This window comes from Candidatus Aalborgicola defluviihabitans, assembly GCF_016705985.1.
GTDB classification, from domain to species: domain Bacteria; phylum Pseudomonadota; class Gammaproteobacteria; order Burkholderiales; family Burkholderiaceae_C; genus Allorhodoferax; species Allorhodoferax defluviihabitans.
In genome coordinates, this window is the sequence record NZ_JADJKN010000008.1 from 1 (window position 1) to 14665 (window position 14665).

A 14665-nucleotide genomic window follows, 5' to 3' on the forward strand; every position below is an offset into this window, starting at 1 on the left:
TCCGTCGAATATAGTATTTATTTGGGCTATGGACCACCCCTACAGACACGATAGCGGCAACAAGCTTGAGAGCACTGTTGTTTACATCGAGATGTCAAAGGGGACTATTTCCGGTAGATGGCCAAAGGGATATTTTAAAAATTTGACGCGCGATTGTTCAAATGTAGCCTTGACGGGCATCGACGCTGGACTACAAGAACTTGCCGACAAGAACAAGAATTTTTCTTTTTATAGTCGATTAATACAGTTACATGGGCCACTGCGAGTTTGGTATGCCACTTTGGAGAATCTGAATTCGGATGCGCTTAAATCTGGGAAACCAACTTATGAAACAGTAAGAGAATGGGAGCGAGTTTTTATTAAGTCATACCGTAGCGTTCATGGAGCTAAACGACGACCTCTGAAAAATCGCCAAGATTAAAATACTGGAGATTCTTGGATGAGCTACTAACGCGTGATGCAAGGCTTATTAAACTGGTAGAAAATATTTGAAGAGCTCGAATCGTTCATGTTTCTACGCAATTCAGTGCGATGTAGATATCCCCAACCAGCACAGCATCCTGCATCGTCCAAGGATGTGTTGACGGTATATTGATCCCAAGTCGCTCACACAGAGCATTAATCGAGTTGGATTGCGTAGGGTATAGGCCTCTGGCCAAAGTCAAAGTGCAGGTAATCGAGCAGATAGACTCGATACTTGGAAATCCCAATCTTTCGAGTTCGGTGTTGAGGAATTCGATATCAAAGGCAGCGTTATGAATGATGAGTTCCGCCCCGCTGACAAACTCCAGAAAGTCGGCAGCGATTTCAGAAAACATCGGCTTGGCGCAAAGATCGGCCCATGTGTAACCATGTATTGCTGTTCCTGATTCGTCAATCTCGCAGTCAGGATTGATGAGGGCATGAAACGTCTTGGGCGTACTCTGCGCTGGAAAAATTTCAATACATGCAATTTCAATGATGCGGTCACCATTCGCCCAATCTACGCCCGTTGTTTCGGTGTCGAGGGCAATTTTTCGGATAGACGATGCAATCACACTGTTTATCTTTCCAACTGAAAAAAGGTTTAGAGCAGCATCGCAAGCAAGTTGCCGAAACCCACGACATTGCCATGCACATCAACGGTGATATTGCCCACTACGCGGAAAGACCCGAGTAAATTGCCATGCATGTTATAAATTTGCTGGTCGCCGTTGTATAGCGTTTCAATACGGGCGATGATATTTAGGTGCGAATCACGAAGATACATTTTTCACTCCAATTTAAACACTTAATTCATTCTGAACTTCCAACGCGGAATTCAGCATTTTTTGAACAAACTCGCCAATCCCGGGAGCGGCAGATTCGCGTTTTCCAGCGATATTGAGAACCACCGTTTTTCGGCTCAACAAAAATCTTGCCATGAATTTTGGGTGTACGCCCGGTCGCATATGAATCCATGGTTTGCCTAATTTGTCGGACAGTTGCGCCGTCCGTTTGGAACCTCCATCCAGCTCGTCTGTCAAAGTGAAAATGACAGTGACATCGCTGTCCCTGATGTTCCATTCGGTCCGCTCCATATAGTTTTTGGAGGGGGTTTCACGCAACAAATAGCGCTGGTCAATCAGACCGTCCTCTGACCGCCGCCCCTTAGGACACCAGCCACCGTGTGCTATGCCATGGGTGATTGCCCAGTCCAATGCCGCCAGGTCGACTCCCGTTTGACCGCCGCTGACTATCTGAAAATTTGCTGGCAATGTGTATGTGTCGTTCATGGATTACCTTTCAAGAATTGCATTGTTTCCCGACTGCGCGACGAAACGTGTCGCACAATGTGGCTGCGTTTTCACCACGTGCCAATGCGACACAAGTTGACGTATGCACAACAAAAAATCCAGGTCCGTCGATCAAAAGCAGTAAAGCTCGACCCTGTTTGCGGGCGTGACGTACGTGACTACTTCAATGGCGCTGTAAATGGCTATTCCATCACTGCCTGTTCAACAAAAATTATGAATCAAAAACCTGAAAACCAAGAAAAATCCACCGGCAATGAGAGTGGAGAAGATCGCCTTGCAAGGCAAGGCTTTTTTCTCAATGATGACCTGCGGGGAAGCAAAGAAGGGGAGCAACTGGCCGGACAACTAGCGGATCTCTTCAAATCCATGCAAAAAGGTCCACCGTTTGATCCTGCAAATGCATATTCTGAACCGCCATCCACCCTGTCATCCATACAGAAACAGCATTTGGAGATTCTCCAACCGATGTCAGAAAACCATGCCACGATTATTTGCAAACAGAACAGACCAATATTCACAGACGATCAGATGGATTTGATCCGTCTCGGGCTCATCCCCAATGACATGAATAGCGAATGGGTGATGGTGTACGTAGAGCGTTCTAGAAGGCTTCGTATCCACCGTGCGGCGACCGGTCTGTGCCTTTACGAGGTGTGTTTTAACCTTGGGCGGAGTGGGTGGGAAGTTGGCAAAATCAAGTTCAGTTGCTCAGAATCTGTGGAGGATTCATTCGAAGGTAATTTTGCTGACATCGTCCCAATGACTTTGATAAACCGCTATTTTCTGTCGGCGTAGAAGTATCTTTGGATGCAAATGCCAGCGAAGTCCAGATTAACGCGGAGATAGCCAATTTTTTCAGGCACTGGCAGCGTTGACTGTCGGACTAGGAGGCTGCACACCCTGTTAATTGAAGCCATTTTATCGAACCAAGATTTCAGCTTGGCTGCCACTAGCGGATGACGATAATTGGACCAACGTCGATGGAACTGACCGGCAGCTTCCAAGCTGCCTACCGGACATAGTCGTAGGTTCTTCGACTGTCAGCTATGGGTCGGATGCGGACATAGGGCTTGCAGGATTGAAGGCCCGCGATCTGCCATAGCCGGTCACTGCCTCCTTCATCCTCCGCAACCCGTGCCCATATTTCGCGTGGCACACAACTCCCATGCAATGTCGCTGTAGGGCTCGCAGGCGCCCTGTCGAATGCTTAAACCCACAAACAAATTGCGTTAGAGTTTGGCGAGCCTAAACTCAGCACACTCCTTCCCACTTTCACCGGTAGCCCCGCCCATGCACACCCATAAACCCCAAGCCCGCGCCAACGTCCACCTGATTGACCACCCGCTGGTGCAGCACAAGCTGTCTTTGATGCGCAACAAAACGGCCAGCACCAACAGCTTTCGCCGCCTGCTCAACGAGCTCTCCAGCCTGATGGCCTATGAGGTCACCCGTGACATGGCGCTGCAAGACGTGGAGATTGAAACGCCGCTGGAGAAGATGAACGCCAAGATGATCGACGGCAAGAAGCTGGTGTTTGTCAGCATCCTGCGCGCCGGCAACGGCATTCCTGGACGGTGTGCTGTCGGTGGTGCCCGGCGCGCGCGTGGGCCACATCGGCCTGTACCGCGACCCCAAAACACTGCAGGCGGTTGAGTACTACTTCAAGATGCCCAAGAACATGGAAGAGCGCGACATTGTGGTGGTAGACCCCATGCTGGCCACCGGCAACTCAGCCGCCGCCGCCGTGACGCGCCTGAAGGAGTGCAAACCCAAATCCATCAAGTTCCTGTGTCTGTTGACCTGCCCCGAGGGCATCAACACCATGTACAAGGAGCACCCCGATGTGCAAATCTTCACCGCCGCCATTGACCGCGAGCTGAACGACCACGGCTACATCTTGCCGGGCTTGGGTGATGCGGGTGACCGGATTTTTGGCACGCAATAAGTCGCCCCATGCTAGACCTATTAGTCACCAACGCCACCCTGCCCGACGGCCGCACCCATATGGCGGTGGCGGTGCAAGATGGGCGCATTGTGGAAGTGGCTGAGGGTCTGCAAGCCCCCGCCGCCGAGACGCTGGACGCAGGTGGCCTGCTGCTAAGTCCGCCCTTTGTGGACGTGCATTTCCACATGGACGCCACCCTCACCTATGGCATGCCGCGTGTTAACGCCAGCGGCACGCTGCTGGAGGGCATTGCGCTGTGGGGCGAGCTCAAGCCCAGCCTGACGGCAGATGCCATCATCGAGCGTGCCCTTACCTACTGCGATTGGGCCGTGGCCCAGGGCCTGCTGGCCATTCGCTCCCACGTGGACACCAGCGACCCACGCCTGCTGGCGGTGGAGGCACTGCTGGAGGTCAAGAAGCGCGTGGCACCCTATATCGACCTGCAACTGGTGGCTTTCCCGCAGGATGGCGTGTTGCGCACCCCAGGCGGAGCCGCGAGCCTGCAGCGCGCGCTGGACATGGGCGTGGACGTGGTGGGCGGCATCCCGCATTTCGAGCGCACCATGGCGGAAGGTGCGGCCAGCGTCAAGTTGCTGTGCGAAATTGCCGCTGAACGCGGTTTGCCGGTGGATATGCACTGCGACGAATCGGACGACCCGCATTCGCGCCATATCGAAACCCTGGCCTTTGAGACCCAGCGCCTGGGCCTGCAGGGCCGCGTGACCGGCTCGCACCTGACCTCCATGCACAGCATGGACAACTACTATGCATCCAAGCTCATCGCCCTGATGGCCGAGGCACAGGTCCACGTGGCCAGCAACCCCTGCGTCAACATCACCCTGCAGGGCCGCTTTGATACCTACCCCAAACGCCGCGGCATGACCCGAGTGCCCGAGCTGATGGCCGCTGGCCTGACCGTAGCCTTTGGCCAGGACGACATGCTGGACCCTTGGTATAGCCTGGGTTGTGCCGACATGCTCGACGTAGCCAGCATGGGCCTGCACGTGGCGCACATGACCAGCCAAAGCGCCATGCGCCAATGCTTTGAGGCCATCACCACCAACCCCGCACGCATCCTGCAACTCGACGGCTATGGCATTGCCAAAGGCTGCCACGCCGATTTTGTGTTGCTGCAAGCGCGCGACCCGGTGGAAGCCCTGCGCCTGAAAGCCACACGGCTCAAGGTATTCAAGCGCGGTAAATTGCTGGCGCAAACACCGGCACGCACGGCTGCGCTGAACCTGCCGGGGCGGCCGGACAAAACCTCGTTGATGGTTGGCCGATGAACCGCGGGCGCGGTTGAACCCTGCAGTCAGGGGTTCACATCACAGCGGTACAACGCCTCGCACAGCGCCATGGTGCGCGGTGAGCGGATATGCCAGTCACAACGGTTCATGGTGTACGCAAAGGCCAGTTGCGTGCTCGGGTCGCACCAACCCAGCGCGCCACCCATTCCGGGGTGCCCGAAGGACGCGCGGTTGGGTGAAAAAACGCCATCATCTTCTTTCAAAAACCCTTGCGCCCAGCCCAAAGGCTTTCCCAGCACATGGTCGCGCTCGCTCCAGCCTTGGCGCTGGGTGACGGCTGCAATCGTCTCGTCGGCCAGGTAACGGCGGCCTTGCCATTGCCCACCCATGGACCATGGCACGTAGGCGCGTGCCAGGCCGCGCGCGGTGGCAGTGGCCGACGCCCATGCCAGGTTGTGGCGACGCAGCGGCAGTTGGTTGTAGACGCCGATTCCACCAGGCGTGGGCGGATTCACAAACGCTTGCCGGGCATGGCCGCCACGGAGAAGCGAACGCCCCACATGGGTCTCGGTGCTGCCCCCGCGCACGGCGGCCCAGGCCATTTTGCCCAACAGACTGGCGCGCGAACAGGGGTACAGCGTTGCTACCCGGTGGTCTTGCGCGGCGGGTGTACCCATGAAAACGTCGGCACCCAATGGGTCCAGGTATTCGCGGTGCAAGAACGTGTGCAGGGGTTCACCACACACCTGCTCAAAAAAAGCAGTGGCATACAAACCGTAGCTAATGCCGTGGTAGCCCTGCTGGGTATCGGCCGGCCATGCGGGTGCTTGCCGCTCCAGCGCAGAGCGCACCGAGTCGGCTTGCGCCGGGTCGCACAGTTGCGCAAGGCTTAGCGGTGTGGTGATACCGCCCAGGCCCGCGCGGTGGTTGAATAGCTGGCGCACGGTTATGTGCTGTTTGCCAGCCTGTCCAAAGGCGGGCCAATACCGTGCCACGGATGTGTCCCAGTCAAACATCCCCCGCTCAGCGGCCAGGTTCAGGGCCATGGCGGTCAGCCCTTTGGTGGCAGAAAAGACGACGATCAGGCTGTCCGCCGTCCATGGCGTGCGTGCCGCCTGATCTGCCAGCCCGCCCCACAGGTCCACCACGATTTCTCCCCGGTGGTACACACACAGGCTGGCCCCAATCTCTTGGGCGCGTTCAAAGGACTGGACGAACCGGGTTACGACCGGCTCAAAACCGGCCGCGTACTGGCCGTGCACCACGCCATGGTTGAGGTCATTTGTCGCTTTGTTCATGATCAAATCGGCCTCTAGCCCTCGCCAAATATACGTAACCAGCTATCAAACAAATAGCTCATCAATGGTGGTGACCATGCTCCCCGTGCACATGTTTGTGGGTAATTTCTTCGGCGGATGCAGCGCGCACATCCACCACGGTGCCGGTAATGCGCAGGGTCAGGTCGGCCAGCGGGTGGTTGGCATCCAGGTGCACGACAGGGCCCTTGATTTTGACCACGTTAAAGACGCGGTCCTGGCCATCTTCACCCCGGCCCTGCAACTGGCCGCCCACTTTCACGCCGGGTGGAAAGTTCTTCTTGTCGATGGTGGTTAGCAAGGCTTCATCGCGCACGCCAAACGCGTCTGCGGGCGGCAGGGTCATGGTGAACTGAAAGCCTGGTTCTTGTCCTTCCAGCGCGGCTTCGATCTTGGGGAAGGTGTTTTCGTAACCGCCGTGCAGGTAAACCGTGGGGTGGGTGCCGTCGTCGATCAGTTTGCCGGTGGAGTCCGAGACTTTGACGCGCAGGGTAACGGCGGTGTCTTTTGCAATTTTCATGGGGTTTCCGTAAGGGGAGTGGGTTGAATGGTTCAGTGGGGCATTTTCGCCGCAGATCAGGCGCGGTCGGGGGCGATGGATTCGGCGTAATCGTACAGGGCGCCCAAAATCGCCTCGCCGCGGTCATCCACGGTCTCGGATAGCTGGTCGATGGCCTCAAACAACTGTTCCACCGTGCGGGCACCACCGGCACCCTCAAACAGGCGCTCGGCGCGGTGCGCCTCCCATTGGGCGGCTTCTTTACCGGTGAGCCCATCGGGGAAGTTGCGAGCCCGGTAGCGAAACAGCAGCTCTGGCAGGCGCGGGTCGTCAAACGCGGGGTGGGCATGTGCCAGTTGCGCGGGCAGCAAGGTGCGCAGTTCGTTCAGGCGGCGCCGGTCGCTGTTGCCGATAAAGCCGCCGTACAGGTCTTCGTCCACATCGGGCGCGGGCGCTTGAGGGCGATCAAACACCTCGGGCCAGATGCCACTCATGTCGGGCAGGTCACGCGCCTGCACTGCGCGCTGCAGTTGGGCGGGCAAGTCCATGCCCCAGCGCGCAGTCACGGCGCTTGAGAGCACCTTGAGGTTGCAGCCCACCATGGGCGATTTGTTGAGGTGAATGGATTTAACCGGCAGCCGCGCCACCCCCTCGGGCAGATCGGCCGTCTTGCTGAACAGGCGCGTGCGGATGGTATCGGCCTTGAGCGTGGCCAGTTCAGCAGGGTCAAACGCCAGGTCCCAGGCGATCAGCTCGTTCTTGTTGTGCGGGTGCATGGCCAGCGGCCACATCAGGGCCAGGCAGCCGCGCTCCACGCCAAACATGCCCGACACATGCCAAAAGGGTTTGGCGTGGCGCAAGGCGGCGGGTAAACCCAGTTCGAACGCCACCTGGTCCTTCTTGTGCAAGCCCAGGCAGTAGTCAAACAGGCGTGGTTGCGCGGTGCGAATCAAGCGCGCCAGGGCAATGGTGGCGCGCACGTCGCTTAGGGCATCATGGGCGGCTTCGTGTACCAGGCCATTGGCGGCAGTCAGGTCAGTCAGCTTGAAGCTGGCACCACCCTCTGGCCGTGTGGGCCATTGAATGCCCTCCGGGCGCAAGGCATAGGCGGTGCGCACCACGTCGAGCAAATCCCAGCGGCCGCATTCGTTTTGCCATTCGCGGGCATAGGGGTCTATCAGGTTGCGCCAAAACATAAAGCGCGTGACCTCATCGTCAAAGCGAATGGTGTTGTAGCCCACCCCAATGGTGCCGGGCAAGGCAAACGCCTGCTCAATGGTGGCGGCAAACTGGTATTCGGGCACGCCCTGCGCCAGACACTGCTGCGGCGTGATGCCGGTGATCAGGCAGGCCTGTGGGTCCGGCAAAAAGTCGGGCGCTGGCTGGCAGTACAGCATGATGGGCTGGCCCAGTTCGTTCAGCTCGGCATCGGTGCGAATGGCCGCAAACTGCGCCGGGCGGTCGCGCCGGGGGGTGGCACCAAAAGTTTCGTAGTCGTGCCAGAGAAAGGTGTGGCTGTCCATGGGCTTTACCGTGTGTGACGACACTACACTATTGCACAGCCCCGACATCCCTCGCAAAAACACGCCATGGACCCACTCTCCCCCGACATTCTGGAACGCCTGCGCGCCGCCTCGCAAGCCGCCCGCACCCACGCCCACGTGCCCTACTCCCACTACGCCGTGGGCGCTGCCGTGCTGGACGACCAAGGCGCAATACACGCCGGCTGCAATGTGGAAAACGCCGCCTACCCGCAAGGTTGGTGTGCCGAGGCCACCGCCCTGGGCGCCATGCTGATGGCTGGCGGCCAGCGTGCACTGGCGGTGCTGGTAACCGGGCCAGGGCCAGACGTGATCACGCCCTGTGGCGGCTGCCGGCAAAAACTACGCGAATTTGGCGATGATGATCTGCTAATCATTGCCGCCGACCCCACCGGCATCCGCCAGACCTGGACCTTGGGGCAGTTGCTGCCCGCCAGCTTTGGCCCGGACCACCTGAGCCCACAGCGCCACCCACCCCAAGGACTGACCCCATGCAGAGCCCCGCCGCGATGGCCGCCGATTGCAGCCACTACGGAAACCGCCCAGCGCCTGCAGGCCCTCTTTGGCGCGGCGCCTGCGGTGGCGGTCATCCTTGGCTCCGGCTGGGGCGGCGTCGTGGACCATTTGCAGGATGCGCAACAAGTCCCGTATACCGAGCTACCGGCCTTCGAGCCCACAGGAGTCGAAGGGCACATGGGAGCCGTCGTCGTAGGCCGCATCAGTGGGCAGCGCGTGGCCCTGCTGGCCGGGCGACGCCACACCTACGAGAACAACGATTGCACCGGCATGGCCGGTGCCATTCGCAGCCTCAAGGCCTGGGGCGTGCAGGTGTTGGTACAGACCAATGCGGCCGGCAGCCTGCGCACCCACATGCCCCCTGGCAGCCTGATGCTGATTGCCGACCACATCAACGCCCCGCAGTGCTCCCCCTTGGTGGGCGAGCCCGGCAACGCCCGCTTTGTGGACATGGGCGCCGCCTACGACCCCGCCCTGCGCGCGCACGCCCGCGCACTAGCGGCAGCACGAGGCACGCCCCTGCCAGAGGGCACCTACCTGTGGGCGCTGGGACCACAGTTTGAGACCCCTGCCGAAATCCGCATGTTTGCCGCGTGGGGGGCTGACGCCGTGGGCATGAGCACGGTGCCCGAGACCATACTGGCGCGCCACGCCGGCTTGCGCGTGCTGGGGCTGTCACTCATCACCAACATGGCGGCTGGCTTGTCGCACGAGCCGCTCACCCATGCCGCCACGCTGGCGCAGGCGCAAGCCGCCGGTGACACTGCGGCGGGTTTTCTGGCCGAATTGCTGCAGAGTCTGGATGAGGGCACACTCGCGTCCATGCCATGACGCTCCTACTTTGATAGTGGCTTACGTATATTTCACGAGGGCTATAGCCCGATTTAACCAATAGAAATCATGCTACGCAGCCTGTCCACCCCCCAAGCCGCACAACGGGCGCTCAACTGCCTGGACCTGACCAGCCTCAACGCGGGTGACACCAGCGCCGACATCGCAGCCCTGTGCCAACGCGCCCAAACGCCATTTGGCCCGGTCGCTGCGGTGTGCGTCTGGCCGCGCTTTGTGGCGCAGGCCCGCGCGGCGTTGCCCAGCAGGATCAAGGTGGCGGCGGTAGCCAACTTTCCGGCTGGCGCGCTGGATATTGCCCTGGCGCTGACCGATATAAGAGACATCCTCAGCGCCGGCGGTGATGAAGTGGATGTGGTGCTGCCCTACCACGCGCTGATGCGCGGTCAGAGCATTCCCTGCGCCGACTTTCTGGCCCAGGTGCGTGCTGCCTGCGGCCCGGCCACGCTCAAGGTCATCATCGAAAGCGGCGAGCTGGCCACGCCCGAGCTGATTGCCCTGGCAACCCGGCTGGCGCTGGACGCTGGTGCCGATTTTGTGAAAACCAGCACCGGCAAAACCAAGGTGTCAGCCACGCCCGCAGCGGCAGACGTGATGCTACACACCATCGCCGCCCACCCCAGGGGCGCAACAGCGGGCTTCAAAGCATCAGGGGGCATCCGCACCGTGCAGGATGCCCTGCCCTATCTGGAGCTGGTAACCGCCACCTTGGGCGCGGATGCCCTGACGCCGCAACGCCTTCGCTTTGGCGCCAGCGGCTTGCTCAATGACATTGAGGCGGTGCTTTCGGGCGCTACGCCCATCGTTGACTCCGAAACCATTTACTGAATCGCGCCCATGCTCCCCCAAGAAATCATTCGCCGCAAACGGGATGGCCACGCGCTCAACACGGCCGAGATTGCGCAATTTGTGCAGGGTCTGACCGATGGCGGCTGGAGCGAAGGCCAAGTGGCCGCGCTGGCCATGGCCGTGTTCCTGCGTGGCATGGGCCGGGATGAATGCGTGGCGCTGACCCACGCCATGGTGCACTCGGGCCGCGTCATGGCCTGGCCAGACCTGCCAGGCCCGGTGCTGGACAAACACTCCAGCGGCGGCGTGGGCGACAAGGTTAGCCTCATGCTGGCACCCATGGTGGCGGCCTGCGGCGGCTATGTGCCAATGATCTCAGGTCGCGGCCTGGGCCACACCGGCGGCACGCTGGACAAGCTGGCCGCCATTCCCGTCTACAACGCCACCCCCAACACGGCCCACCTTAACCGGGTGGTGCGCGAGGTGGGCTACGCCATCATTGGCCAAACCGCCGATCTGGCCCCAGCCGACGGACGCTTGTATGCCACCCGCGACGTAACCGCCACGGTGGAAAGCGTGCCGCTCATCACCGCCAGCATTCTGTCCAAAAAACTCGCGGCCGGCCTGCACGCCCTGGTGATGGATGTGAAATGCGGCAACGGCGCCTTTGCCGATTCCCGCGCCATGGCCGATGAACTGGCCCACAGCATCGTCGCAGTGGCCAACGGCGCAGGCCTGAAAGCCACGGCGTTGATAACCGACATGAACCAGGTACTGGGCCACACGGTGGGCAATGCGCTGGAGATGCGCGAGGCCATGGACTACCTCACCGGCAACGGTGCACGCGAGCCACGCCTGCACGCCGTTACCCTGGCGCTGGGTGCAGAAATGCTGGTGCTGGGCGGCTTGGCGGCTAACACGCAAGCCGCGCACAGCCAGCTGCAAACCGCGCTGGACAGTGGTGCTGCAGCCGAACGGTTTGCGCGCATGGTGGCAGCGTTGGGCGGGCCTGCGGACCTATTGGAGCGCCCTGATGTGTACCTGACAGCAGCCCCCGTCGTTATGCCCGTACCGGCACCGCGCACCGGCATTCTTACATCCCTGCAAACCCGCGATATTGGCATTGCGGTTGTGGAACTGGGTGGTGGCCGGCGCCAGGCTGGCGATGCCATTGACCTGCGCGTGGGCCTGAGCGCCGTGCACGCTTTGGGCACACCCGTCACGAAAGGCGAGCCACTGGCTTTCATTCACGCGGCCGACCAAGCCAGTGCACAGCGCGCTGTGGCACAGGTGCAGGCTGCCGTCCATATTGCGGACGCTGGCACGCCATGGCAGGCCGAACCTTGCGTCATGGCAACCGTGGCGGGCAGCACGCTGGGGGTAGCTGCATGAAACGCCGACTGTCTGCCCTGCTGACCGCAGCAAGCCTGTTGGTGCTACCCCTGGCTCTGTTGCTGTGTGCCCAGTGGCCCCTGCGCGACTGGCTACAGGCATATTCGCTCCAGGCCAATGACACCGCCCAAATTCTGTTTGGGCTGTATGCGGCCATTGCCGTGACCGCTGCCTCAGTTTCAAAAACCCATCTAGCCCTCGTCAATCAAGTACATGCAGCTACCAAAATGATAGCGATCTGGCGAGCTTGGCTGCTAGCCGTTTGCGTGGTACCCTGGGCACTGTTCCTGCTGTGGACCGCCACACCGCAAATGTGGGCGTCCATCAAGGCGCTGGAAATCTTCAGCGAAGGACTGACCCCCGGCTACTTTGTCCTGCGCATCGCCCTAGTGTTGTTGGCCCTACTGGTACTGGTGGAGGCCGTGGCCCATGTGCTACAGGCTCACCGCAGACTCACACAACCGCCCAAGCAACCATGAACGCGCCCTTTCCCACCGCAGGGCTGTGGATGCTGGCAACCCTGGGCTTGCTGATTGTCGGCACTGGCCTGCCCGTGTGGGCCTTGCTGATCGGCAGCGCCAGCCTGTTTGCCGCAGCCGGTGTGGCCAGCGGTGCCATGGATGTGGGGGTGCTGAGCGCCATCAGTGGCCGCACCCTGGGTCTTTTGGAACACGACCTGCTGCAGGCCCTGCCACTCTACGTATTCATTGGCGTGCTGTTGCAGCGCCTCACCGTGGCGGACACGTTGTTTTCCGGCTTTGCCAGGCTGCTGGGGCGCACTGGAGCCGGCACCTCGCTGGCCGCCATGGGCGTGGGCGCGCTGATCGCACCCATGAATGGGTCGGTGGCGTCCAGCTCGGCCCTGCTGGCGCGCCTGGTCACACCCCGGTTGGGGCGGCTAGACAATGCTGCAGCGACCGCACTGGTCAGCGTGTCGGCCACCATCGGTGTCGTGGTACCACCGTCCCTGGTGCTGATCCTTCTGGGCGACGCCATGCTGCGCGCCCACACCGAGGCCAGCAACCTCTCCAGTTATGTGCTGGGCAGCCAGCGCATCATCAACACCCAGGACGTGTTCCATGCAGCCATGTTACCTGCCGCCACAGTGCTGGTGCTGTGGCTGATCGTCGCCTGGTGGCAGGGGCGCCGGTTCACCGCACAAATGCAATCGAAACCACTGAGCGGCATGCAATGGGCCCAATCGGCCACGCTGGTCGTCGCCACGCTGCTGCTGTTGACTGGCGTGTTTTTGGGCAAGGTGTATGCCGTGGAGGCTGCGGCCACGGGTGGCGTGGTGCTGGTCATTGCCACACTGGCCAGCCGCGCCCTGAACCACGCGCAATGGCGCTCCGTGTTGACCGACACCCTGAGTTTGAGTGGTGCTCTTTTGGCCCTGCTGGTGGGTGCCACCACGTTCAGCCTGGTGTTTAGGCTGTGGGGCACCGACCACTGGATCGCCGACGTGGTGCTGGGCTCCAGCCTGCCGCACCTGCTGACCGCCGCGCTGGTGCTGCTGCTGGTGGCGCTGTGCGCTTGGGTGCTGGATGCGTTTGAGATGATCTTTGTCATTATTCCCATCGTCGCACCGCCATTAATCGCCCTGTTGGGCGACGCCCAGCAAACCGCCGTTTTGCTGCTGCTGGTGCTGCAACTGAGCTTTCTGATTCCTCCCATGGGCTACGCGGTGATGATGGCGCGCGCCCGCTCCACCCAAATCAACGCCTCCATCTGGCTCACGCTGCGGGCGTTGTTGCCTTACCTGGCGGTGCAGAGTGTGGTAACCGTACTGGTCTTTATTGGGCCATGGACAGTGCATCAACTGGATGCGGCTGTGGCTCCCGCCAGTCAGAATGCGCCCGTGTCAAACACCGAGGTTGAACAGCTCATGCGCGACATGGCAGACCAGCCGACCCAGCCTCCCCCTAAACCATGACTTCACTTCAAACCCGAATTTTTCCATTGCTGTTTGTGGTGCTGTGGTCCACCGGCTTTATCGGCGCGCGCTTGGGGCTGCCCCATATAGAGCCAATGACGTTTTTGTTCATTCGGTATGTTTTGGTTATTGCGTGCATGACCGCCATTGCAGTGCTGACCCGCGCGCCCTGGCCGTCATCCGGAACCGCGTGGCTGCACATTGGCGTATCCGGGCTGTTGATTCATGGCATTTACCTGGGCGGCGTGTTCATGGCCATTTCCATGGGTCTTCCGGCCGGAGTGACCAGTCTGGTGGTCAGCGTTCAACCCTTGCTGACGGCGGTTGGTGCGGGCTGGCTATTGGGGACGCAGGTTTCACGGTCCCAATGGCTGGGCCTGACCGTAGGTTTTATTGGCGTGGGGCTGGTGGTAGCGGCCAAAGCTGGCACAGAGTTCGGTTTGATGTCCCTGGTGCCCGCCATTGCGGCACTGTTGGCGATTACCGCCGGCACGCTGTACCAAAAACGCTTTTGCCCGGCCTTTGACTGGCGAACTGGTGCGGTGGCCCAGTTTTTGCCCACCGCCGCAGTGACGCTGCTGCTGGCGCTGGCTACCGAAACCGGCCACATCGATTGGACGGGAGAGTTGTTCTTTGCCTTGGGGTGGCTGGTGCTGGTGCTGTCCATTGGCGCCATTAGCCTTTTGAACTGGTTGATCCGGCACAACAGCTCGGTCAATGTCTCCAGCCTCTTCTACCTGGTGCCACCCTGCACCGTGTTGTTCGCCTGGATGCTGTTCGGCGATACCTTTTCAGGCATTGCCATACCGGGAATGGCGCTGACCGTCTGGGGTGTCTATTTGGCACGCAAATAAAGGCACCAC

Annotated in this window: 15 protein-coding genes and 1 pseudogene; 10 read left to right on the top strand and 6 right to left on the bottom strand. The window is 60.3% G+C overall.

All coding sequences use genetic code 11. The features are described 5' to 3' along the window. Positions 1–421, top strand: a 421-nt coding sequence (locus IPI80_RS10380) for a hypothetical protein (protein WP_413859766.1), incomplete at its 5' end; no start/stop codon positions are given. 85 nt (positions 422–506) lie between these two features. On the opposite strand, the gene IPI80_RS10385 is transcribed toward IPI80_RS10380, so the two are convergent. Genes IPI80_RS10385 through IPI80_RS10395 form a run of 3 tightly spaced genes read right to left on the bottom strand, consistent with a single transcriptional unit; the run spans position 507 to position 1754 of the window. After that, positions 507–1037, bottom strand: a complete 531-nt coding sequence (locus IPI80_RS10385; protein ID WP_413859768.1) for an exonuclease domain-containing protein — start codon at positions 1035–1037, stop codon at positions 507–509. Between the two features lie 29 nt (positions 1038–1066). Continuing rightward, positions 1067–1249: a hypothetical protein gene (locus tag IPI80_RS10390; RefSeq protein ID WP_413859770.1), complete on the bottom strand. Its 183-nt coding sequence runs from the start codon at positions 1247–1249 to the stop codon at positions 1067–1069. Between the two features lie 13 nt (positions 1250–1262). Beyond that, entirely contained in the window at positions 1263–1754 is a 492-nt protein-coding gene (locus tag IPI80_RS10395) for a putative molybdenum carrier protein (RefSeq protein WP_413859772.1), read from the bottom strand. A 96-nt stretch (positions 1755–1850) separates the two neighbouring features. On the opposite strand from IPI80_RS10395, the gene IPI80_RS10400 reads away from it, so the two are divergent. The 3 genes and pseudogenes from IPI80_RS10400 to IPI80_RS10410 all read left to right on the top strand — a co-directional run bounded on the left by IPI80_RS10400 (position 1851) and on the right by IPI80_RS10410 (position 5006). Beyond that, positions 1851–2570, top strand: a complete 720-nt coding sequence (locus tag IPI80_RS10400; RefSeq protein WP_413859774.1) for a hypothetical protein — start codon at positions 1851–1853, stop codon at positions 2568–2570. A gap of 495 nt (positions 2571–3065) precedes the next feature. Beyond that, positions 3066–3720, top strand: a pseudogene (gene upp / locus IPI80_RS10405) (uracil phosphoribosyltransferase). An 8-nt stretch (positions 3721–3728) separates the two neighbouring features. Next, the gene (locus IPI80_RS10410; protein ID WP_413859776.1) at positions 3729–5006 is read left to right on the top strand and encodes an amidohydrolase family protein; all 1278 of its coding nucleotides are present in this window, start codon (positions 3729–3731) and stop codon (positions 5004–5006) included. A gap of 26 nt (positions 5007–5032) precedes the next feature. Here the strand turns inward: IPI80_RS10410 and IPI80_RS10415 are convergent, their stop codons facing one another. The 3 genes from IPI80_RS10415 to sbcB all read right to left on the bottom strand — a co-directional run bounded on the left by IPI80_RS10415 (position 5033) and on the right by sbcB (position 8305). Next, the gene (locus IPI80_RS10415; RefSeq protein ID WP_413859778.1) at positions 5033–6265 is read right to left on the bottom strand and encodes a serine hydrolase domain-containing protein; all 1233 of its coding nucleotides are present in this window, start codon (positions 6263–6265) and stop codon (positions 5033–5035) included. A gap of 61 nt (positions 6266–6326) precedes the next feature. Beyond that, positions 6327–6803, bottom strand: a complete 477-nt coding sequence (locus tag IPI80_RS10420) for an FKBP-type peptidyl-prolyl cis-trans isomerase (protein WP_413859780.1) — start codon at positions 6801–6803, stop codon at positions 6327–6329. A gap of 56 nt (positions 6804–6859) precedes the next feature. Beyond that, positions 6860–8305 carry an exodeoxyribonuclease I gene (sbcB, locus tag IPI80_RS10425; RefSeq protein ID WP_413859782.1) on the bottom strand — a complete coding sequence of 482 codons (1446 nt, stop codon included), beginning with the start codon at positions 8303–8305 and terminating at the stop codon, positions 6860–6862. Positions 8306–8371: 66 nt separating this feature from the next. Between sbcB and IPI80_RS10430 the strand changes: the two genes are divergently transcribed. From IPI80_RS10430 to IPI80_RS10455, 6 genes are read left to right on the top strand one after another with little or no spacing between them, the layout of a single operon-like run. Beyond that, the gene (locus tag IPI80_RS10430; RefSeq protein WP_413859784.1) at positions 8372–9670 is read left to right on the top strand and encodes a purine-nucleoside phosphorylase; all 1299 of its coding nucleotides are present in this window, start codon (positions 8372–8374) and stop codon (positions 9668–9670) included. Between the two features lie 60 nt (positions 9671–9730). Then, positions 9731–10516, top strand: a complete 786-nt coding sequence (deoC, locus tag IPI80_RS10435; RefSeq protein ID WP_413860399.1) for a deoxyribose-phosphate aldolase — start codon at positions 9731–9733, stop codon at positions 10514–10516. Between the two features lie 9 nt (positions 10517–10525). Beyond that, entirely contained in the window at positions 10526–11869 is a 1344-nt protein-coding gene (deoA, locus tag IPI80_RS10440) for a thymidine phosphorylase (RefSeq protein ID WP_413859786.1), read from the top strand. Next, the gene (locus IPI80_RS10445; protein ID WP_413859788.1) at positions 11866–12348 is read left to right on the top strand and encodes a C4-dicarboxylate ABC transporter substrate-binding protein; all 483 of its coding nucleotides are present in this window, start codon (positions 11866–11868) and stop codon (positions 12346–12348) included. Before deoA ends, IPI80_RS10445 begins: the two co-directional genes overlap by 4 nt. Further along, positions 12345–13802, top strand: coding sequence for a TRAP transporter large permease subunit (locus IPI80_RS10450; protein WP_413859790.1), 1458 nt, complete (start codon positions 12345–12347; stop codon positions 13800–13802). The genes IPI80_RS10445 and IPI80_RS10450 overlap by 4 nt, the downstream gene beginning before the upstream one ends. Beyond that, positions 13799–14656: a DMT family transporter gene (locus tag IPI80_RS10455; protein ID WP_413859792.1), complete on the top strand. Its 858-nt coding sequence runs from the start codon at positions 13799–13801 to the stop codon at positions 14654–14656. Before IPI80_RS10450 ends, IPI80_RS10455 begins: the two co-directional genes overlap by 4 nt. The last annotated feature ends 9 nt before the right edge of the window (positions 14657–14665 follow it).